At 45.2% G+C, this 22,612-nt stretch carries 16 protein-coding genes and 1 pseudogene; 9 read left to right on the top strand and 8 right to left on the bottom strand.

Annotation, left to right across the window (positions count from 1 at the left end; genetic code table 11):
• Nucleotides 1-40 precede the first annotated feature (40 nt).
• The 4 genes and pseudogenes from QH73_RS00255 to cphA form a co-directional block, all read left to right on the top strand.
• Nucleotides 41-1,924, top strand: a complete 1,884-nt coding sequence (locus QH73_RS00255) for an NAD+ synthase (RefSeq protein ID WP_039714776.1) — start codon at nucleotides 41-43, stop codon at nucleotides 1,922-1,924.
• Nucleotides 1,925-1,966: 42 nt separating this feature from the next.
• Nucleotides 1,967-2,545, top strand: a complete 579-nt coding sequence (locus QH73_RS00250) for a Uma2 family endonuclease (protein WP_039714775.1) — start codon at nucleotides 1,967-1,969, stop codon at nucleotides 2,543-2,545.
• Nucleotides 2,546-2,559: 14 nt separating this feature from the next.
• Nucleotides 2,560-3,087, top strand: a complete 528-nt coding sequence (locus tag QH73_RS00245) for a protein-tyrosine phosphatase family protein (protein ID WP_039714774.1) — start codon at nucleotides 2,560-2,562, stop codon at nucleotides 3,085-3,087.
• A 384-nt stretch (nucleotides 3,088-3,471) separates the two neighbouring features.
• Nucleotides 3,472-6,075: pseudogene (gene cphA, locus QH73_RS00240) on the top strand (cyanophycin synthetase); the annotation flags it as partial.
• A 101-nt stretch (nucleotides 6,076-6,176) separates the two neighbouring features.
• Here cphA and QH73_RS00235 read toward each other — a convergent pair.
• On the bottom strand, nucleotides 6,177-6,359 hold the full coding sequence (locus QH73_RS00235) for a hypothetical protein (protein ID WP_165587590.1): 183 nt from the start codon (nucleotides 6,357-6,359) through the stop codon (nucleotides 6,177-6,179).
• Between the two features lie 8 nt (nucleotides 6,360-6,367).
• A complete protein-coding gene (alaS, locus tag QH73_RS00230; protein WP_039714772.1) occupies nucleotides 6,368-8,998 on the bottom strand; it encodes an alanine--tRNA ligase in 2,631 nt (876 codons plus the stop codon).
• A 50-nt stretch (nucleotides 8,999-9,048) separates the two neighbouring features.
• Here alaS and QH73_RS00225 point away from each other — a divergent pair, with 50 nt between their 5' ends.
• From QH73_RS00225 to QH73_RS00215, 3 genes are all read left to right on the top strand, one after another.
• Entirely contained in the window at nucleotides 9,049-9,201 is a 153-nt protein-coding gene (locus tag QH73_RS00225; protein ID WP_165587589.1) for a hypothetical protein, read from the top strand.
• Between the two features lie 204 nt (nucleotides 9,202-9,405).
• Complete coding sequence (locus tag QH73_RS00220) at nucleotides 9,406-9,615, top strand: heavy-metal-associated domain-containing protein (protein ID WP_039714771.1); 210 nt, start codon at nucleotides 9,406-9,408, stop codon at nucleotides 9,613-9,615.
• Between the two features lie 230 nt (nucleotides 9,616-9,845).
• Nucleotides 9,846-10,631 carry an SDR family oxidoreductase gene (locus QH73_RS00215; protein ID WP_039714770.1) on the top strand — a complete coding sequence of 262 codons (786 nt, stop codon included), beginning with the start codon at nucleotides 9,846-9,848 and terminating at the stop codon, nucleotides 10,629-10,631.
• 209 nt (nucleotides 10,632-10,840) lie between these two features.
• Here the strand turns inward: QH73_RS00215 and QH73_RS29430 are convergent, their stop codons facing one another.
• The 3 genes from QH73_RS29430 to dprA form a co-directional block, all read right to left on the bottom strand.
• Nucleotides 10,841-11,002, bottom strand: coding sequence for a QAALIT motif small membrane protein (locus QH73_RS29430; RefSeq protein ID WP_015152139.1), 162 nt, complete (start codon nucleotides 11,000-11,002; stop codon nucleotides 10,841-10,843).
• Nucleotides 11,003-11,182: 180 nt separating this feature from the next.
• Nucleotides 11,183-11,716: a sll1618 family protein gene (locus QH73_RS00210; RefSeq protein WP_039714769.1), complete on the bottom strand. Its 534-nt coding sequence runs from the start codon at nucleotides 11,714-11,716 to the stop codon at nucleotides 11,183-11,185.
• 135 nt (nucleotides 11,717-11,851) lie between these two features.
• Entirely contained in the window at nucleotides 11,852-12,964 is a 1,113-nt protein-coding gene (gene dprA, locus QH73_RS00205; RefSeq protein ID WP_039714768.1) for a DNA-processing protein DprA, read from the bottom strand.
• Between the two features lie 198 nt (nucleotides 12,965-13,162).
• On the opposite strand from dprA, the gene QH73_RS00200 reads away from it, so the two are divergent.
• Entirely contained in the window at nucleotides 13,163-14,149 is a 987-nt protein-coding gene (locus QH73_RS00200; protein ID WP_039714767.1) for an ABC transporter ATP-binding protein, read from the top strand.
• Here the strand turns inward: QH73_RS00200 and QH73_RS00195 are convergent.
• The 3 genes from QH73_RS00195 to QH73_RS00185 form a co-directional block, all read right to left on the bottom strand.
• On the bottom strand, nucleotides 14,146-16,581 hold the full coding sequence (locus QH73_RS00195) for a DUF3769 domain-containing protein (protein WP_039714766.1): 2,436 nt from the start codon (nucleotides 16,579-16,581) through the stop codon (nucleotides 14,146-14,148). The two genes, QH73_RS00200 and QH73_RS00195, sit on opposite strands and share 4 nt — an antisense overlap.
• Before the next feature lie 159 nt (nucleotides 16,582-16,740).
• Nucleotides 16,741-16,857 carry a photosystem II reaction center protein I gene (locus QH73_RS00190; RefSeq protein WP_015152134.1) on the bottom strand — a complete coding sequence of 39 codons (117 nt, stop codon included), beginning with the start codon at nucleotides 16,855-16,857 and terminating at the stop codon, nucleotides 16,741-16,743.
• A 223-nt stretch (nucleotides 16,858-17,080) separates the two neighbouring features.
• The gene (locus tag QH73_RS00185) at nucleotides 17,081-20,833 is read right to left on the bottom strand and encodes a class II glutamine amidotransferase domain-containing protein (RefSeq protein ID WP_039714764.1); all 3,753 of its coding nucleotides are present in this window, start codon (nucleotides 20,831-20,833) and stop codon (nucleotides 17,081-17,083) included.
• Nucleotides 20,834-21,306: 473 nt separating this feature from the next.
• Between QH73_RS00185 and QH73_RS27660 the strand changes: the two genes are divergently transcribed.
• Complete coding sequence (locus tag QH73_RS27660) at nucleotides 21,307-22,548, top strand: PAS domain-containing protein (protein WP_063777324.1); 1,242 nt, start codon at nucleotides 21,307-21,309, stop codon at nucleotides 22,546-22,548.
• Nucleotides 22,549-22,612 lie beyond the last annotated feature (64 nt).

Here is a 22,612-nt window from a genome sequence, read left to right as displayed (position 1 = left end):
TAACTGATAACTGATAACTGATAACTGATAACTGATTATTATGAAAATTGCGATCGCTCAACTCAATCCTATAATTGGCGACTTAAATGGAAATGCTAAGCAAATTTTGGTAGCAGCACGAGAAGCTGAAAAACAGGACGTGCGGTTGTTGCTGACACCAGAACTCTCCATATGCGGCTATCCACCACGGGATTTACTACTCGATCCTAGTTTTGTCTCTCAGATGGGAGTAATTTTGCAACAGCTAGCCGAAGAATTACCATCTCAAATGGCAGTGTTGGTAGGCTGCGTTCAACCTAACGAGCGATCGCTTGCTGTTGGTGGTAAGCCTTTATACAACAGTAGTGCTTTACTACAACACGGCAAAATCCAACAAATCTTTCACAAGCGCCTCCTTCCCACCTACGACGTATTCGACGAGTATCGTTATTTTGAGCCGGGATTAGCAGCGAATTCTTTAGTGTTAGAAGCAGTCGGGAGTCGGGAGTCGGGAGTCGGGAGTCGGGAAGAAGCAACCGTAACTCACCACGCACCACTCAAAATTGGAGTTACAATCTGCGAAGATTTGTGGAATGACGAAGAATTTTGGGGTAAGCGCAGCTATGCAATTAATCCGATTGACGATCTGATCCAGCAAGGAGTCGATCTGGTGGTGAATTTATCTGCCTCTCCCTACAGTGCTAATAAGCAGCAGGTACGAGAAGCGATGTTGCAACATGGCTCTATGCGTCACCAAATTCCGGTATTGTATACTAACCAAGTTGGAGCAAATGACGACCTGATTTTTGATGGTTGCAGCGTTGGCTTTAATCGCGCTGGGGAAATGGTTTGTCGCGCGCGGGCATTTGAGACAGATTTGTTAATTGTAGAATACGACGAGCAAGCAAGAGATTTGCAACCAAGTAAAATTGCTCCCATGCCTGCAAATGAGGATGAGGAAATCTGGCAGGCACTTGTTTTAGGCGTGCGAGACTACACGCGCAAGTGTGGCTTTTCTAAAGTCGTACTCGGTTTGAGTGGGGGAATTGATTCATCATTAGTAGCAGCGATCGCTACCGCAGCTTTAGGTAAAGAGAATGTGCTTGGCGTACTCATGCCTTCTCCCTACAGTTCGGAACACTCAGTCCAAGATGCCTTGGAATTAGGCAAAAATTTGGGCATATTAACTCAGACTATCCCGATTGGAGAGTTAATGCAAGGTTATGACAAAACTCTAGAACCACTATTTGCTGGTACGCCTTTCGGCATTGCTGAAGAAAATATCCAATCGCGGATTCGTGGCAATTTACTCATGGCAGTTGCCAACAAATTTGGCTATCTCCTACTCTCTACTGGTAACAAGTCAGAAATGGCAGTAGGTTACTGTACCCTTTACGGTGACATGAATGGCGGATTAGCGGCGATCGCAGATGTCCCCAAAACCCGCGTCTATTCTATTTGTCGTTGGCTGAATGAGAGGGGCGAGGAGCGTAGACGCGACAGCGGCTTCTCGGAGAGTGGAGCAATTCTAGCCACTAGCCACCAGCCACTAGCCACTCCCGACTCCCGACTCCCGATCGTTCCCGAAAACGTCATCAACAAACCCCCCAGTGCAGAGTTGAAACCAGGTCAGCTAGACCAAGATTCTCTACCTGACTACGATATTTTGGACGATATTTTACAGAAGTTGATTCAAGAGCATCAATCGGCGGCGCAAATTGTTGCTGCTGGACATGATGCAACTGTGGTCGATCGCGTCGTACAGTTGGTTGTTAAAGCAGAATTTAAACGTCGTCAAGCACCTCCTGGGTTAAAAATTACCGATCGCGCTTTTGGTACTGGCTGGCGAATGCCGATTGCAAATAAGTGGGTTTCTAATAGTACAATTCCATCGTCTGAGGTAGTGTCGCAAGCTTCTTTGAGTCCTTCTTTACCACCGCGATAAAGTTCCTCTTGTGATTCATACTTAATATTTGGAGGAAAAAAGATGTCTCAAACTCAACAACTTCAGGACAACTGCGTGACACTATATGACATTTCATGGGAGAAATTTGAGGCGATCGCCGCATTATTAGAAGACTCAAAAGCACGCTTGACTTACTTAGATGGAATTTTGGAGATAATGACACCTTCACCAGAACATGAAGAGTATAAAACAACTATTGGATATTTATTGGAAGTTTACTTACGATTTATTGGTATCCGATTTTACGGTCGCGGCGGCTATACTCTGGGAAGTCGTGAAGTAGGAGTTAGGGGAGAACCTGACGAATCTTATAACTTAGAAACTAAAAAAGAAATTCCAGATATCGCTATTGAGGTAGTTCTTACTAGTGGTGGAGTAGACAAATTAGAAAAATATCGTCGCTGGAGAGTGCCTGAAGTCTGGTTTTATCGCAATAGACAATTATCCATTTACCGTCTACGGTCCGATGGATACGAGCAAATATTTAGAAGCGAGTTTTTACCTGACTTGGATTTAGATCTATTAGTACGCTGTTTGAACATATCAGACCAGTACGATGCAACAGTAGCATTCACCCAAGCCTTACAGCAACAAACTTAGTTGATGCAATTGCTATGTACAAATTTGCGCCAGCTTCCAAGCAAGAAACTATTGTATTTGGCTCGGCTCGACCTGGCTATTCAGAAGCAAAGGTGCGAGATTGGTTGCAGTATATGAAAGATCGAGACATTAAACGAGTTTGCTGCTTACTTCCCCAAAAGCAACTTGCTCCCTACTCAGATTTACTTGGCACTTACGCACGAGAATTTGGCAGTCAACAAGTCTGCTGGACACCAATTGAGGATTTTACTCTAGCTCAACCTGAAATATTGACTGGAAAGATTTTACCATTTTTGCTGGAAGCCGATCGCCAGACTGAGAAGGTTGTCGTGCATTGCAGTGGGGGTGTTGGGCGCACTGGTCATGTTTTAGCCGCTTGGTTAGTGCGCGGTCGCGGTTTTTCTAATCGAGAGGCAATTGCCGCAGTGAGGCAAATGGGTAGAAATCCTTATGAAGTTGCGATCGCCGTAGTTTTTCAAGGTAAGAATCCGTTTAAAATGGTCGCTGAGCTGGAATCGCTTTTAGATCGTTGTCGCAGTTAATTTAAATGAGTTGGCGAGCGGATTTTTCCTAACTATTCATCGCTATTTTCCTGGGAATTTAGTATAGGAATTTACTGATTTTTTGCGACAGTTAGTATTTTAATTGCCGCGAGATATGATTCATACCAAGTTGCATTTAAAAAAGATTTGTTTCACGCAAAGACGCAAAGACGCAAAGCGGCTGCTCACAGGAGAGTAGGCGCAAAGAAGAAAGATGTGAAGAAGAATGCTAAGGAGATTGTATTTGCGATCGCAATTTGATATTAACTATAAGTTACTAGGTGAGGACTTAAAAATTCTCTTCCAAGTCATGGGAAGATAAACGTGGAGCCAGGAATTTTAGTGGAATGACCGGATCGCTAGTTGTCAATCGAAAAAACTGCGATGAAAATACTCAAAATTCAGACGTTACAAGGTCCTAACTATTGGAGCATCCAAGATCACAAGCTGATTGTCGTGCGTCTCGATTTGCAGGATTTGAGCGATCGCAAACCAAATAGAATTTCTGGCTTTTTGAAGGGGCTGACTGAGGCGCTACCCAGTTTGGGCGATCGCGAGTGCGATTTGGGAGAAAAGTTTTTAGAGCGATTGCAGGACGGCAGCTTATGGATGGAGGAAGTCGTCGAACACGTAGCATTAGAATTGCAATCTTTAGCTGGAATGCCCGTAAGTTTCAGTCGGACTCGAAAGACTGCAACTCGTGGAGTTTATTACATCGTATTTGAATATCAAGCTCCAGAAGCGGGACGCTATGCGGCGAGAGCTGCCGTCCGTTTGTGTCAAAGTATTGCAGATAAAGGGCGCTATCATTCCGACGATTTACGGCAAGATTTACAAGATTTGCAGAGACTTGAGACAGAGGCGGCACTGGGTCCAAGCACGGAAGCGATTGTCAAAGCTGCTGAGGCAAGAGGTATTCCTTGGCTGCGATTGGGGGCGCGATTTTTAATTCAGTTAGGTTATGGAGTCTACCAGCATCGGATTCAGGCAACGCAAAGCGATCGCACCAGTATTTTAGGTATCGAGCTAGCAGGAGATAAGGAAGGAACGAAACGCATTCTCCAAGATGCAGGGGTTCCCGTTCCGCGTGGCATGACGATTAGCTATTTTGACGAGTTAGAAAATGCGATCGATGCCGTGGGTGGTTTTCCCGTGGCAATTAAGCCCCTTGATGGCAATCATGGTAGAGGTGTGGCGCTGGATATCAATACCTGGAGAGATGCAGAAGCGGCTTACGATGCGGCAAGCGCTGCCTCAAAATCTCGGACTGTCATTGTCGAACGTTACTACAAAGGACGCGACCACCGTGTATTAGTTGTAGATGGGAAAGTCGCAGCCGTCGCCGAACGAGTCCCCGCCCATGTAGTGGGGGATGGGCGTTCTACGGTTAACGAACTGATTGAAATGGCAAATCGCGATCCGCGCCGAGGACAGGGACACGATAACGTGATGACGCGGATTGAATTAGACCGGAGCAGTTTTGAACTTCTGCGCAAGCAAAGGTTTAGCTTGGATACCGTGCTGCGAGAAGGAGAAATTTGCTATTTACGGGCAACGGCTAATCTGAGTACGGGTGGAATTGCGATCGATCGCACGGATGAAATTCACTCTGACAACATCTACTTAGCGGTCAGGGTGGCAAAAATTATCGGACTGGATATTGCAGGCATTGACATTGTTGCCCCTGACATCTCCCTTCCTTTAGCAGAAGTCGGCGGCGTAGTTGTCGAAGTGAATGCCGCGCCTGGTTTTCGGATGCACACTCACCCCAGCCAAGGTTTACCGCGTCCGGTAGGAGAGGCAGTCTTGAATATGCTGTTTCCTCCTGGTACTCCCAGCCGCATTCCAATTGTGGCAATTACAGGGACGAATGGCAAAACGACGACTACCCGTTTAACTGCCCAAATGTTCCGCCAAACCAAACGCATTGTGGGCTACACGACCACTGATGGAACGTATATAGACGATCGCCTTGTGGAAGCAGGGGATAATACAGGTCCCCACAGTGCGAAGTTGATTCTGCAAGATCCGATGGCAGAAGTGGCGATTTTAGAAGCGGCGCGGGGCGGAATTTTGCGTTCTGGTTTGGGCTTTTCGACTTGCGATGTCGGTGTTGTCTTGAATGTCGCCGCCGATCACTTGGGCATTGACGGGATCGATACGGTGGAAGACTTGGCATATGTTAAAAGCGTGGTTGCAGAAACAGTCATGCCTGAAGGTTATGCAGTCCTGAATGCTGACGATCCTTTAGTGGCGGCGATGGCAAAGCGGGTTAAGGCGCAGATTGCTTATTTCTCCATGCAGCCAGATAATGAAATCGTCCAGTCGCACGTCCAACAGGGGGGACTTGCCGCAGTTTACGAAAATGGTTATTTAACGTTTAAAAAACAAGATTGGTCGGAACAGATCGAACAAGCAGTTAACGTACCGCTGACATTGGGTGGAAAAGCTAACTTTGCGATCGCCAATGCTTTAGCTGCCAGTCTAGCCGCCTTCGTGCAGGGTGTAAAAATAGAGGATATTCGCGCTGCCCTGATCGCCTTTAAACCATCGGCAAATCAAACCCCAGGCAGAATGAATTTATTCGACTTGGATAAATATCAAGCTTTAATCGATTACGCCCATAATGGCGCGAGTTACCAAGCAATGGGTGATTTTGTCCGTCATCATGAGGGAGAAAAGATCGGTGTAGTGGGGGGTCCAGGCGATCGCCGCGATGAAGATTTAGTCAATTTAGGCAAGCTAGCAGCTGGGATCTTCGATCGCATTATAGTCAAAGAAGATGACGACACCCGCGATCGCCCCCGTGGTGAAGCTGCCGATCTGATCCGTCAAGGCATTGAGGAAGAAAAACCCGATTTTCACTACGAAACCATTCTCGACGAAACCACAGCAATTAATACTGCTTTAGATACGGCAACTGAGGGTAGTTTAGTTGTGATTCTACCTGAAAGCGTCAGCCGTGCAATTAAGCTTGTAGAAAGTCGGTATCAGTGAACAGTTATCAGTGAACAGTTATCAGTTATCAATCAACCAACTATCAACTACACTTCTTTAAATAGCTATTCCACTCAATTTACTTCAGATCGCTATGTGATAATAGGTTTTTGTCCTCCTATTATTTCTATTTGTACTGCTGGCTTTTGCTGTTGTAGGTGAATTTTAGTACTTTCAATTAATTCTTTAGGCTCAACTTTAAAACTTTTATAGCCAGCTTGAATCAAATTGGCGATTTTATCAATATATTCATTGCAGGGTGGGCAATTTCCCACCCTTAAACTTAACTCAAAGCCGAGCGCAACTCTTTTTGAGCCGTTTCCAAGGCTTCTGGAAGCTTACTAGCATCTCGTCCGCCAGCTTGGGCTAAATTCGGTCTACCACCGCCGCCACCACCGCAAATTTTAGCGATCGCGCCGATAAATTTGCCAGCTTGCAAGCCTTTTTTATTCACTTCTGGACTAAAAGCTGCAACCAAACTTACCTTTCCCTCTTCTGGAACGGAACCTAAAACGACAGCACCATTGCCTAATTTTTGCAACAATCTTTCGGCGGCTGTTTTTAAAGATTCAGGATCGACAGCTTCCATTTGAGCAACTACATATTTGAATTCTCCCACTGATTCAGCTTGGGTTAATAACGATTCAGATTTCGCTAAAGCAAGTTGTGCTTTGAGGGTATCGAGCTGTTTTTGAGTGGTTTTCAGTTCGGTTTGTAAAGTTGTAATTCGATCCGGTAATTCTTCCGGTTTTACCTTAAAGCGATCGCTCAAATCTTTAACAACTTTATCCCGTACATTTAGGTAATCTAACACGGCAGGTCCAGCCACCGCTTCAATTCTCCTGACTCCCGAAGCGACACCAGCTTCAGAAATAATCTTAAATACGCCAATCTCGGCTGTATTGCTGACGTGAGTACCACCGCATAATTCCATCGATACGCCAGGGAAATCTAATACGCGCACTTCCTCGCCGTATTTTTCGCCAAACATAGCAACTGCGCCTCTAGCTTTAGCTTCTGCTAGTGGCAAAATGGAAATTTCGGCTGTATGTGCTTCCGCAATCCAAGTATTAATTGTCTCTTCAATTTGTTGTAATTCATCTGGTGTCACCGGACGAGGACAGTTGAAATCAAATCGCAATTTTGTAAAATCTACCAAAGAACCTGCTTGCGAAATAGAATCATCGACAATCTTTTTCAAAGCAGCTTGTAGTAGGTGCGTAGCGCTATGATTAGCTTGGGCGCGACGACGACAAGCACGATCGATTTGGCCTGTGACTTTATCCCCTACACGTAAAGTCCCGCGTTCAATCCTGCCGAAATGGACAAAGAAATCGGACTCTTTTTTCACATCTTCAACCCGAACCAAAATTGCATCGCCAGAAAGATAACCGCGATCGCCGATTTGTCCCCCCGATTCAGCATAAAATGGTGTTTTGTCAAGGACAATTTGTACGTCTTGTCCTGCTTCTGCTTCCTCAACGCATTTTCCAGCCATCAGCAGCACTTTAATTTCAGATGTAGCAGTGGGTTGAGAATATCCGATAAAATCGGTAGCGTGGATATGCTCGGCAAGTTTATCTAGCGAACCCTGTACGGTTAAATCGATGGTTTCGTGTGCTTCTTTTGCCCGTTCGCGCTGTTTTTCCATTTCCACCTCAAAGCCATCTACATCAACAGTGAGGTTGTGTTCTTCAGCAACTTCTTGGGTTAATTCCAACGGAAAACCATAGGTGTCGTAGAGAGTAAAAGCACTCTCGCCGCTAATTCGAGTTTTATTTTGCTGTTTTGCCGTTTGAATAATTTCATCTAGCAGTTTCTCGCCGCGTTCCAAAGTCTTGAGAAATTGCGATTCTTCTCGTTGCAACTCGGCTTTGATTTGTGCTTCTCGCACCCGCACGTTAGGATAAGCAGATTCAGACAAGGCGATCGCAGTTTCTACAACTTTAGTGGTAAACTCACCCTGAATCCCGATTAATCTTCCATGTCGGACGACACGCCGAATTAACCGCCGTAAAACGTAACCCCTTCCTGTATTTGAAGCGCGAATTTCATCTGCAATCATGTGCATCACAGCACGGATATGATCGCCAATCACTTTAAAAGAGACTTTGGTTTTCTCGTCGCAGTTGTTGTAATCAATTCCGGCGATTTCCGCTGCTGTTTTGATAATCGGGATGATTAAATCGGTTTCATAGTTGTTAGGGACTTTCTGGAGGATCTGCGCCATCCGTTCCAATCCCATTCCCGTATCGATATTTTTGTTAGCTAGAGGTGTGAGATTGCCTTCTGCATCCTGGTTGTATTGCATGAATACCAAGTTGTAAAACTCGATAAACCGCGTGTCATCTTCTAAATCAATATTTGCATCACCGCGTTCGGGGTGAAAATCGTAGTATATTTCCGAACAAGGACCGCATGGTCCTGTAGGACCAGAATTCCAGAAGTTATCATCTGCACCCATGCGCTTGATTCTAACTTCGGGAACGCCAATTTTATCGCGCCAGATAGCATAGGCTTCGTCGTCTGACTCAAACACGCTGACAACTAGACGTTCTGGGGGTAAGCCAAAAACTTTTGTAGACAGTTCCCATCCCCAAGCGATCGCTTGTTCTTTAAAATAGTCGCCAAAGCTGAAATTGCCCAACATCTCAAAAAAAGTGTGATGCCTTGCCGTGCGTCCGACATTTTCAATATCATTGGTGCGGATACACTTTTGAGATGACGTAGCGCGTTTAAACTCAGGCGATCGCTGTCCCAGAAAAATCGGTTTAAATGGTAACATCCCCGCGATCGTCAGTAACACGGTAGGATCTTCTGGCACGAGGGATGCACTCGCGAGGATCTGGTGTCCTCTCTGGGAATAGAATTCTAAAAATGTTTGCCGAATTTCGTTACCGCTGAGGTACTGCATATGAACTAGGGATTAGGGGTTAGGGGTTAGGGGTTAGGGGTGAATGGTAATTGGTAGCTGACTGTTCTCAACTCCCGACTCACGACTCCCGACTCACGACTCCCGCTCAATATATTTTTGCATTTTGGTTAAAGTTACAGCTACCAGTTGTTAGTTGTCAGTTATCAGTTGTCAGTTATCAGTGGAGAGTGGAAAGTGGCTAGTGGCTAGTGGTTAGTGATTAGAATGACTCCCCTGCTTCCTTGTCCCCCTTGTCCCCCTTGTCCCCCTTGTCTTGCCGACTCCCGACTCCCGACTCCCGACTCCCCAATCATTTACAAATCTAGCTGAAGAGTCATGAGCGATCGCGCCTTGAGTCGATAAGATTGACATCTGAAGACAAAAAATGACAAATTTCCGGTTTTTCTATGGCACTTAAACTAAAAGTACCCGATATCACTTGTGACGGTTGTGCGGAGACGATTACCGAATCGATCCACACGATGGAACCCGATGCTAAGGTCGATGTTGATGTCAATGCTAAAACGGTAACGGTAGAATCTGCGGCATCCGAAGAGACAATTAAGCAGTCAATCGTAGCTGCGGGTTTTACAGTTGAAGGATATCAAGCTGGGTAAGCAGTCATTGGTTGACGGTTGACATTTAATTGTTAACCGTCAACTTTTAAGTTGTCCCGCATTTAATTTGCCTACAGCTAGCAGTCGAAAGTATGACCAGAACTAAATTTTCCCTTTTTGACTTTTGACTTGTAACTTTTGACTCATTTAGCTGTTACCCCTTCAGCAGTATGACTCATTCCTTGACTACGTGATACACATCTGTCAGAGCAAAGTAGGGAGATAGGTTTATGCAACTGGCAGGAAAAGTCGCATTAGTGACAGGCGCGGGTTCTGGAATTGGCAAAGCAGCCGCTAAATTGATGGCTGAGGAAGGGGCAAAAGTTGCACTATTAGGACGTTCTGAAGATGAGTTAGAGAAAACTCTAGTTGAAATTGAATCGAGTGGGGGTACGGCAATATCTGTAATTGGTGATATTTCTCAACCCGAACAGATGCAACAAGCGAACCAAAAAGCTGCTGAGAAATGGGGGCGTTTGGACATTGTTTTTGCGAATGCAGGTGTTAATGGTGTTTGGGCATCTTTGGAGGAATTAACGCCCGAAGAGTGGAACAAAACGATAAATATCAATCTGACGGGGACTTTTTTAACGGTTAAATATGCCGTACCTTATCTAAAAAAACAACCTGGTTCGTCCATCATTATTACTTCCTCAATTAATGGGACACGGGTGTTTAGTAATACAGGTGCAACTGCATATTCTTGTACGAAAGCGGCTCAAGTTGCTTTTACCAAAATGGTTGCTTTAGAGTTGGCAGAACACAGGGTTCGGGTAAATGTTATTTGTCCTGGGGCGATCGAAACTAGTATTGATGAAAATACCGAACGACGCAATTTAGAAGAAATTAAGGAACCTGTAGAGTTTCCCGAAGGTAAAGTTCCTTTAACAGATGGTAAGCCAGGAACATCGGAACAAGTAGCTCAGTTAGTTTTATTTTTAGCTTCTGATGCTGCTAGTCACATTACAGGTACGGAAATGTGGATTGATGGCGGGGAATCGTTGCTGAAGGGATAATTTGTAGGCAAGTCAAAATTCATTCGTAGGGGCGGGTTTATTGGAAAGATTTGTTGGAGCCAGAGTGAATTGGTAAACCTGCCCGTACAAAAGCAAAAAATCAAAAATTTAAATAAATAGGGTGGGCATTGCCCACCCCACAGCCAGATATTAGAAAAAGTAAGTAGACGATCGCTCTGATTTAAAACAATATCGTTTTATCATCGCGCTCAATTACCTTTTACTAAGTTTTTGTTAAGATATGCAAAACTTGTTATCTCGGCAAAATAAGTCTGACGCTCTACCCTAGAAGTATTTGGTTGTAGGCGGATTCCCCAAAACAAATAGAGGGATAAAGTGATCGATAAAGCTAATAATATTCTTTGAAACATAACTTTTTCCTCATCACCACACACGTAATTGCAATCTTGTCTGGGCAGCACAGAAAGCAATTTTCACTCTTGCCTTAGTGTGCCTAATATTTTCTACAAAACGATCGGACTCGATTCCGGTCTTTTGACTGGCACAATGAATTAGGGAGTAGGGAATGGGGAGTAGGCAGTAGGGAAGAATTACTTGATTTGCTCTAAAGCTTGAGAAATTGCCTGTCGCTGCTCGGTATCGTAGTGCCAGCGTTCTAAGAAGGCTTTGTACGTGCCTTCTCCAGTTTTGGCTGAGTGCATGAGTTGTTGGGTGCGATCGCGGACGCTAGGCAAATCGACAAGCTGTATGAGCTTTGTCGTGCGCTGGCTGACTCGTTCCGAGCCTTTTGCCATGTCTTCTTTTTGCTGCCGATGATGAAAGATAGCTTGGGCTGTTGACATGGCTATATTTTTGACTAGCAGTTCTGCTGAAATGTCTGGACTCGATCGCAGTGCCTCGATAACTGCATCAGAGGGAGAATCCGCTACGGACGATTCTGAGGTGAGGTAAGTTACGAAAAACCCCCTCGCACCGTTTTCTGTCTTCACCAGTGCCGATATAACAGTGGCTATGTCTGTCTCACTCAGCGTTCCTGCTTCGACTTGCGATAGCAAAGATTGAGTTAAGGCGATCGCTTGCTCGAAGGAAACTGCTGCGGGTACTTCTAGAGAGGATTGTGACATGTTCAGGATAGATTTTTGGTTGACGGTAGACGCTGCGCTACACTGCGTGAAGACGGTTAACTGATAACTGATATGTGTAAAGACGGTTGACGGTTAACGGTTAACTGACAGCTGATAACTGACAGCTGATTCAGCTTAACAGCGTTGATACCGCATCCCTGGCAATTGAGATACTAACCCTAGCAATTCCAACTGTAACAAAGCACTGGCGACTATGCCTGTGGCGTAACCTGTTTGCTGGACGATCGCATCAAAAGACATTAACTCAGATGCAATTGTCGTCAGCACTTGCTGAAGTTCTGGTTCTAAATTAGGTAAACTTAATTGCTCGATAATAGGGGGGGCTGGATCGAGGTGCGGCAGACTTCCCAGCAATTCCAGCAAATGACCTTCACTTAAAATTACCGTAGCACCCTTATTGAGCAAACCCAAACAACCATGCGATCGCGGGTTATCTAAACTACCTGGTAAGACGTAAACATCCCGCCCGAAATCATTCGTAAACCGTGCTGTAATCAAAGCACCTGACTTAGTAGGAGCTTCCATCACCAACACGGCACGGCATAAACCTGCAATAATTCGGTTACGACGGGGAAAATGGGCGCGATCTGGGGGAGTTTTACTAGGAAACTCGCTGACTACTAAACCCTGCTCGACAATTTGCTCGTAAAGCCGTTGATTTCGAGGTGGGTAGACGAGATCGACTCCCGTTCCCAAAACCGCGATCGTCCTTCCGCCTGCATCCAGACAACCTTGATGTGCTTCCGTGTCAATTCCTTCTGCTAATCCAGACACGACGGTAAACCCGTTACGAGCCAGCGCCATACTAATTTTCCGCGTCCAACGCTTGCCATATTCTGAAGGGCTGCGCGTGCCAACAATTCCAATGAGCGGTTGGCTACCTTGGTTTTCTGCTTCATCCACCACGCCGCGATAGTACAGCACGGGCGGCGGACTGGCAATTTCCAACAGCAGGCGAGGATACTCATGGCTGTCTGCGGGTGTCCAGAAGTGGGGGTTTTGTGCTGTGTGGGTGGCGAGAAAATCTGCTGGATGCAGTTGCGATCGCGCGACCTTAACTTGTTCGAGTGTCTGCGTTCCCATCCCCTCTACTGCTTGTAGATCGGTCGAACTCGCTTGCCAAGCTGCTGCTAGCGTTCCAAAATGCTCTTGCAAGCGCTGTAACAACACTGGACCAACCCCAGAAATTTGCGCCCATGCCAGCCAAAAAGCCCTTTCTTCTGTCAATGATTTATCCTTAATGTATGCGCGCCTGTTAGATTACTCGGTTATAGCCTGTCTTTGATGAATTTTGTTAGTTGTTGGTGGTTGGTGGTTGGTAATTGGTCATTCGTCATTTGTGATTAGTAATTTTTGACTTTTGACTTTTAACTTTTGACTTCCCCATTACCAATTACCCATTACCAATTATCAGTTCCCCTCATTATGTCTATTGTCTTAGTAGAAAATTTAAGTAAAGTTTATCCTGTAGCTGTAAAAGAGCCTGGATTAAAAGGAACTATCAATCATTTTTTTCGCCGTACGTACCGACAAATTGAAGCAGTCAAGCAAGTTTCGTTTCAAATTGAACCCGGGGAAGTTGTCGGCTTTTTAGGGGCAAATGGAGCAGGCAAAACTACGACGCTTAAAATGCTCACGGGTTTGATCCATCCTTCTAACGGACGAGTCAGAGTAGCCGGACAAATTCCTTTTCAACGCCAACCGGAATTTCTGCGGCAAATTACTTTAGTTATGGGTCAAAAGCAACAACTGATCTGGGATTTGCCAGCTTTAGACTCGCTAAAAATCAATGCGGCAATTTACGGACTTTCGACTCAAGAATATCGCCACCGTGTCGGAGAATTGACAGAAATGCTCTCCCTGCAAGGTAAGCTGAATCAACCCGTGCGCAAACTTTCCTTGGGGGAACGCATGAAAGCGGAACTTCTAGCCGCCTTGCTGCATCAACCTAAAGTCTTATTTTTAGACGAACCGACTTTAGGATTGGACGTGAACGCGCAAGTTGGAGTGAGAGAATTTCTGCGGGAATACAATCAAAGGTACGGAGCAACAATTCTGTTAACCAGCCACTATATGGCAGATATTACTGCCCTTTGTCAGCGAGTTTTGGTGATTCATAAAGGACAATTAGTTTACGATGGTAGTTTAGACCAACTCGTAGATAACTTTTCTCCCTATCGCGAAGTGCAGGTAGAACTTGCCCATCCTGTATCCGAACAAGATTTACTACCCTACGGTGAAATTAAAGCCGTTACGGGTCTATCGGTGCGTTTTTGTATCAAACGTGAAGAAATGACACGGGCAGTTGCAAGAATGCTATCAGAGTTAGAAGTCGTCGATTTAACCGTCACCGATCCGCCAGTCGAAGAGGCGATCGGGCGAGTCTTTACCGCAGGAAATGTGGCATCTTAATCGCCTCTTTCCACTCCGCCAACCACGGGACGAACTCCAGTGGTAGAGAAAGGATCGCCGCCACCCGTCCAGTTGAAATCGCTAATTCGCAAGCTGATAGAACCGATTTCCAGTTCGGGATTGTAGCGCAAGACAACGCCGTAGGTACGCCGACTGTATTCTAAAACGTAGTCGGTACTGAGCGTGTCGTTATTGTCTAGGTTGAATGATGTTTGAAAACCGATGCGGAAAGGACCGTAAAGTTGCTGGGTAAATCCAAAGCCTAAAACCCGAGTATCGGCAGCACGGTCAAACAGAAACGGCGATATACCACTGCGAATCCCTTCGGAATAACTGACATTGACGCGAGTGTAGTCCAAAAAGGGACGAGAGAAATGACCGATTTGCCCTTCTAGCCCCACCGTACCAATTAAGGTTGATTGGTTGTCGCCGTTACTATAGAAACTGCTAGTTCCAGTGACACCAGCAAAAGCTGCTAAGTAAGGAACGACTGGAACGGGCGTGTATTTCAATCCTTGCTCGGCTGTTGCAGGTAAACCTTTTCCCTCCCAAAGTAGAAAACCGCGATTTAGGGCTACACTACCTTGAAAGCGACCGAGAGAAGCGCGATCGTTCTCCCGCACCGTGTCTAGCAATTCTAAGCGGTCTGTATTGGCATTGATATATTGATAACCTGCTTGATAGCTTAAATTAATGCCTGTATTCCCCAATGGAATAATTGGAGAACTCACAATTCCACCAATGCTACTTTGGACATCTTGATATCCTAAGGTACCGTTATACAAGCGATCGCGGTAGCTAGCTTCCAATGAGACGGTATGGGCTAAACGTCCGCCAACTAACTGTTGAAAGCGCAAACTGCCGCGCAAGTTGTCTTCTAAGTCACCAAAATCTAGACTAGTCAAGATTGCCGAACCAGTTATTGCATTTCTCAATCCCGTACTCGCTCTCAGATTTGCCCTCAAGCCAAAATATTCTGAGTCAAAGAAATTACCATTTCCCTCATCTATGGCTTTTTGCACGAAAAACTGCGGCGTAACGCTGAACTGAACTGCATCAGCATTAAAAATCGGGAAATTGCGTTCGATAAAAATTCCGCCGCGATCGTCGCCATCAAAACCAATTTGAGCCAAGGCGGGGTTGGTTTCGCGCTGGTTGCGATCGATGACTGCTTGGTCGCGGGGAATTGGTAAGGCAAATCTTTGGTCGAATACCAAGCGTTGCTTTTGGGTGCGAATGCGATCGCGTTGGGGTGTTTCTCGCACCAACGTCACCCGATCTGCTCTCAGTTCTAACTCCGGTGGCGAAAATGGATCGTTCGTAATTCTGACATTTTCTGCCTCCCAGCCTTCGCGGTAGAAATCTATCTTCTCGGCTTCAAATCGCAGCCGTTTCACCGTACCACCTTTTTGACTCGCAGGAACGCCAGCTATTCCCCTTTTGCTGCCGTAGTTGATATTCAGTCCTCCGGCGTTAGTGACTTGCTGTAATGGTTGGCTGGGGGCAAAGCGATCGCCACCTGGTAAAACGCTACTCGTAGTCACATCAGACCCAATCGGAGCGGCAAAATCTCGACTCGCTGAGGGAATAAAAATTTCTCCTCTCCCCCCTTGGAGAGTCCCGCTATCTTGAACGATGTTGAATGTGAATCGCTCTCCCCTTAAAACTTGTTTCCCTGTGGTATAGACAACATTACCCTCACCGACAGCAATTAAATTCGGGATGCTAACTTGCAAGCGATCGGCATTGAGGACTCCATCTTGCAATCTCACCTCAACCCTACCTTCCGCCGTCACAATGCGGCGATTGGCATCATATTCTTGACGATCTGAATTGATTTCTATCACCCGGCGTTTAGTCGCTGGGACATTGGTAGGAGTTTGTTGCGGTGTTTGTTGTGGCGGCTGTGTTTGCCGATCGGAGCTAGAAGGTGTAGGGGCGCGAAAATCTAATTCTTGAGGACGATTTGGGTCAAGCTCTGAAGGGTTTGTTGGTGTCGCGACTTGTGCCAACAGCTTGTTAAATTTGACGATCGCCGGAGACGGACGAAAAGCCGGAATCGGTTGCGCTGGTTTTTTGACAGCAGAAGTTCGATGACAGATAGCAGCAGCGGAGCAGATAAAATTTTCTTCTACCTTCTGTTTTTTGTTCTCCGCTTTGCCAATTGGTTCTATACCTATGTCTTTTTGAGCAATATCAAACTGTTCCGCACCATAGCTGACGGTAACTTCAGAACCCAACATCACAGCCTTTTTTATGGCGATCGCGGCTGCGGTTCTAGTCGTCGCTGCTGGGGAGGAATCAGATTTAGCTGCCAACAATTCAGCAACAGCAAAAGGTCGATCTCCTCGACCGCGGGGCGAGAAAGTTTGCTTTGGTGGTAGGTGTTGAACGAGAGCGGGTGGTTTGGGCGGTGGCACAGATTGAGTCATATTTCAGCTAAAAATGCAAACAACCAGCCCAGAGTATAACCAACCAACGCACAGCTTTACCGCTTATTGATAGAAATTGAGCGCGTTGGCAAATCCAAACGCGCTGTCACATCACTTGCTAGTAAAGGGTTCTTTTTATCGTTACCTAGTTATCATTACCTAGTCGAGATCTCTCCGACCGGGGTTACGAGCTGGGTCATTAGACAAAAAGCCAAAGACGAACAGCGTCAAGAAAAAACCAACAACGATATATACGACAATCTTAAGCGTCAGCATAGGTGTATCTCCAAGCTGTATGAGAAGCTGATATTTGTGTCTGATTCAACTCAGACAGCTCTCCTAATAATACCGTAATAAGCGGCTAGGGACTAAAGAGAGCTGAGGGAGCGATCGGGAGCTGAGGGAGCTGAGGAGAATAACACCCAATTACCAATCACCAATTACCAATTACCAACTACCAACTACCAACTACCAACTACCACTAATAACTGACAACTGGTCACTGGTCACTGATAACTGCTTCTGGCTTGTCGTCTCGGTCTGGTTGGTAGAGTTGTTTTGGCGTTGCTACGCTCATTCCTGCTACTGGTGCGGCAGTCGTCATGATCTTGGTGCGGCTTTGAGACTTCCAGTGCTGGTATTGCAGAACAGGAAATGAAGCGACTTTTTTCGCTAAAGCCCAGAAGAATACGTAGCTGGCTAGCAATCGCTCAAAAGCCCCAAATCGAGATTCTCTCAAATCCTCAATCAGTTCTTTTTGATCTTCGGCATTTTGGTCTTTGAAGTAAAAAGCGGCATTCCTAAAGTAAAAATACTCATCGTTACCTTCTAAAACGATCGCGCTACTGAAGCCTTTGCGCGCAATTTCAGGGTTAGCACCCATAACGACAACTTCCGGTCCGACATCAATATTTCTCACGCCGTCTGCTTGTTTTCCCGTCATAATTGCAGCGTTTTCTTGGTGTTTTTGCTTCTGTCCCCGTCTACCATCGGGTACGCCCAAAAATAGCAGAGTCCCTCTCACGACTCGGTGTCCAAAATCGTGTAATAAATCGTCTTCTGGATTTGCCCCATGAACTTCTAAAGAAGCAATTCCGTAGCTGAGAGAAAACAATTTACTGACATAGGATTTTAATAATTTGCTCACCCAAGGTACGTCACCAATTACCAAAGTTCTTTTGCCAATTCGCGCGAGGAGTTGCCTGCCTTGAAAATAGCGCAGTCCCAACGTCCAAAGCCACGAACCGAAAATGTATATGGCAATGTCAATTAAACTAACAACAGGATTGACTATTCCCAAAAAAAGTGCATCTTGAGGTATGTGAGCTGTCCAAACAATCAGAGCCAAAATTGTTTTAGCTAGGGGAATTGTGTGACCGAAAGGAATTGCCCATCCAACTGTAATTGCGACATATAAAGCATGAATTCCCCACGCTAGAGGCGTTTCTAAGATATGGAGCGCCCATGTGCGACCACCTGCAATCAGAGTTCGTCGGATTGCAGTTTCAATTGTGTTTCCAGTTGGAGTTGTCCCCATAATTTGCACGACATTGATATCGAGAAAGTCATCTTTCATCTTTTCTAAGGCGGCGAGACTTTCTTGAGTCAAGGTCATCCCAAAAGGGCTAGACTCAGGAAACTGATGTTTGACCTGCTTTGCTAGATAAAGTAATAATTCCGTTAAAGTATGTTGAGCTGCGGCTACTGCGATCGTGGCAGGTTCAGAAGTTCTGCGTCCGCTACCATTGACGAAGATATTATGACGCACAGCATTTGAGTGCTTCGGTTGAATCGCCCGAGAGCCTAAAAAACTGCTTAACTCTCCGGTCAAAATAAATAGCTCGCCGATGATGTCTTGCCGATATAGCTGGTCGAAGGTATTAATCGCCTGCACCGTAGGAAAAGTTTGACCGGATTGAGTAATCGCTAGAACGATCGAGTCTTTGCCCAGCTGCAAGCTGCTAAAGTCGTGTTGAAGTTGTTGCAAAACTTCATTGGAAGAGATGACTCGCACGTTTAGCCACGGAAAGACAATCTTTAAATCTTGGGCAAATCTCTCTCCCAACCACAAACTATTTTCTACACCTGTCACGAGCAGATCGACGGACGGTAATTGCTGCATGTGTCCGGTTAACCCAGCACGCACCATTTTTTGCCGCTTTTGCTCGAATTTATGCGCCTTCTCACAAAAAAGTTGAACCAGATAATCTGCACTTTGGCGATCGAGTGAGGTTGAATTCTGCCACGATAGTCTAATTTCTGCCAGAATTGGCGGAATTTCTCGACAGTCAGCTGCAATTGGATCTACGGTGTCGTTTTCAGGATATTTAACGTGGGGCAGATAGGGATGGTCTGCCATCGATATCCATCTATCCTTGAGGTCTGATGAAGCGACTTCGCATTTTTGACTCATCGAGTAAATTGCAATGTCTTTGGCAGTGACCAGTGCAATTTCTCCCATTTTCTGGTCTAAGTCCAAACGGTAAGACTCTGGTAAATTCAGTAACACAGCATCAACGGCGGCTGGTTCGGAGGCATAAACCATGTATTCGTCTTGCCAATTGAAGCCAATGGACATTGGTTGTCCTTGAGCGCTCAGTACCAATTTTCCCTCTTCTAGGGTAGAAACTGTGACTAAACCAAAACTCCCTTCGGCTCTCGACATGAAGGTTTTGGTGGCGAAATACAAGTTGTTGTGAAAGAAAGCATGAATTGCCGTTCTGACAAAGGTGACTCTTCTCTGCCAAGACCATTGGCTCATTGAGCTGTCGTTGGTCGTTGCTTGGAGAATATCGTGTTCCAGACGACAAAAGTATTGGCTACAGGCGGGAGAATCTGGAGCTGCTAAAAGCTTGCGATATAGCACGAAGATATTTTCAAACGTGGCAGCCCAATTACCGATCTCTTGCGGGGAAGGCGCTGTATTCGGAGCATCAACGGTGGGTTTTTGTCCGCCAAAGGCTGACTCGATTGAAGGAGCGATCGCCAGTTGATAGGCTAATCTTACCGAAGCATCCCACATACCTTGAGTCACCAGTAGATCCATCATGCCCGCAATTTTGGGCGAATCTCCCCGCGCGTGGTTGGGGGTATGCAAAACTCTTTCCAGCCACCAGCCTAACTCAGTATTTCCAATCGAGCGATCGAACAGCGTCCAAGCATCAAAATCGCCGTTGTGGGTAATCCGATGATTGACGTTTTTATACTGGTGAACCCACTCTCCCTCTAGAAATTGCCATACAGATACTTGTCTGGCATTCATCCATTCATGCCAATGAGTTTCCAAGACAGCCGGGGGTCCGCTCGTGCCAAAGCGATAGTGCCATACCCCCGTCACTGTCGATTCTAGGGGTTTAATGCCTGCTAGTGCTGCTCTGCGTCTTTCTGCTGCAAAAGCTGTTTCAAGCGATTTTGTCAAATTGTCTCTTTTCTTGTTGACAACTTTTTTCCCGACAAATACAGTCTGACGATCTCGGTTTGTCGCTACAATCAGTCCACCACCAGCTTGTTCGCCGCGAATTTCTGTTTCTCGCCCCATTTCGTGAAAGACATTTACCACTCTTTCTGGCAAAAGCTGGTGCGGATCGTCGTCGGCATTGCGCTGACCTAAAAAGCCAAAGTTACCGCAACAAAAAATCTCTGCAACTCCAGTCACTAACGCTGCAAGATCGGACCAGGAGCTAAGAATAATTAGCAAATTAGCACTCAGAAAAGATTGACTGAAAAACGTGCTAATAAAAGCGATCGCCCGATCGCCTCTCGTCCAAATATTGCCGAAACTATCAGAAGAAAATTGCCATAATATGGCAATAACGAGAAGATTAAAACAAACCCCACCAAGAGCTTTAATTCTGATTCGCCAAGGAGTGCGATCGCCTGCTGCTACCCATAGATTTTGTCGATCGCATCCAGGAATAAATATTGGCTGAAAAGGTAGTAGCGATCGCAAAGTTACAGCGATACTTCTATGTTCGAGAATATTGACAATATTTAGGGCGTTTGGTTGTCGGTCGAGAATGGCGATCGCAATCGCGTGTCCCAAGCCATGAATGAAAATGGCACTGTTCCAAACCAATCTGAGTAGCGTTGCACTTGATAGAAATAGTAAAAAATTTAGAGGAAAATTAAAATCATTTGCACTAATAACCGTAATGAGCGCAGCCGCCACAACTTCTGGAAAAACATTTTTGAAAAAAGAAAAAACATTCTGCCAGTACAACGACCGAACCAAAAGCGCTTGGACAATTTCCATAAAATAATTGTTGACTCCGAGCGTAAAGATGCAACCTTGATGACTCAAACTGCAATATAAAAGAGAAATCAATTAATATATTGTATGTTTCGATACTGAAATCTAGTATTTGTTAATACTTGTAACGTGAAGCGTTTGTGACGCAAGGAGAAAACATCTATCATCAGACATAAATTTGCCAAAAATTTGCAATTGAGATTGATAGGCACACCAAACGCTTAGCCTCACGGGAAATGCCTTCGATGTAATTTTGCACCAAACTTTTCAAGTTCAGGGCAGGCGAACTCTCATACGCAAATAACTGTATGAATTCATACCCAAATATTAAATCAGTGCAAATAAAGTGCAAAAAAAACTAGGAACAAGTCTCAAGATTGCAAGGCTTAATGTAATTATTTGCAAGACTAAACAGTTTACTAAGTAGCGTTATTAAGAGTAAGATAAAAGCTGCTCTAGATGTTTTGTTGTTTGTTATGAAAGTAGAGTTTCGTAAACTGCATCGTCAGCTTGCTCCAATTCTTTTTTTACCTCTACTTGCTAGTGCGCTGACTGGAGTTGTATACCGCTTGGGCAAAAGTTGGTTTGGAGTTTCTAACTCAGTTGGTGATGTTTTGATGACAATTCATCAAGGTGAATATCTGGGTAAACGTCTCGTTCCCATATACATTATTCTGATTAGCTTGGGGATATTGGGAATGAGCGTAACAGGTACGCATTTACTCGATCGCCGGAGTAGCGATCGCGAACTGACAAAACCGAATATTCGTAATATTCATCGGCTGCTCGCATTGATTTTACTTTTACCACTTTCAATCAGCGCTGAAACAGGTGTAGCTTACACAATCGCAAGGGATTGGCTCGGTTTATCTAGAGAGCAAATCGGATTTTTGCTGGAAATCCATCAGGGATTATATTTAGGAGGGACATTCAGTAACTTTTACATTCTGCTATTAGGTTCGGGTTTAATAGCGCTATTAATTGCTGGAATTAGGATGACTTCGTTAATCGGCAGTCAAATTCCGCGACAGCAACCGCAGCCATCTCCCGTTCAAACATTATCACCCTCTGCTTTAGCTAATACAGTTGCTTTACTCCGCAGACAGGCTTGGCTGGGACTCATCTTATTTTTAATTGTATTTTGTAGCGCTCTGTACGGCATAACGTCACGAGTAGTTCTGACAAAATATAACGTAGCAGTATCTGAAGTATCGCAATCTAATTTTTCTGCTCAAGACTTGCTAATTCCAATTGGAATTCTCGGCTTGGTCTGTGGTGCATTAGGTGCGCTTGTAGTAGAGAAATTAATTCAGAACTGGCGGCGACAGAAGGAGATTCAAGCTGCCTTATATGAAAGTGAAACAGCGAGTAGTACCATATTAAGGGCGCTGCCAGATTCTATGTTGCGGATGAAACAAGATGGTACGTGTCTGAGTTACATGCCAGCAAAAGAGGCTAATTCGTTTACTTTAAATGGAGATATCTTAGGTAAGAACGTGAGTGAGTTCTTACCATCTGAAACGGCACAACAGCTCATCACATATGCTCGACTAGCTTTAACAACTGGAGCAACCCAGATTTTTCAATTTCCGATTCCTTTCAAAAATAAACAGCAATACCAGGAAGCACGAATTAGTACAATTGGCGATAAAGAATTTTTGATTATTTTTCGCGATCTCGCCAATTTAGAGCAACATAAAGTAGAACAAAATCAGTGACTGGTATCAGTTATCAGTTATCAGTGACCAGTTATCAGCGATCGGTTATCAGTGACTAGGAACC

The sequence above is a fragment of the Scytonema millei VB511283 genome (assembly GCF_000817735.3).
Classification (GTDB): Bacteria; Cyanobacteriota; Cyanobacteriia; order Cyanobacteriales; family Chroococcidiopsidaceae; genus Chroococcidiopsis; species Chroococcidiopsis millei_B.
Note: the sequence above shows the minus strand (reverse complement) of the source record. Positions and strands in the feature narration are given on the sequence as shown.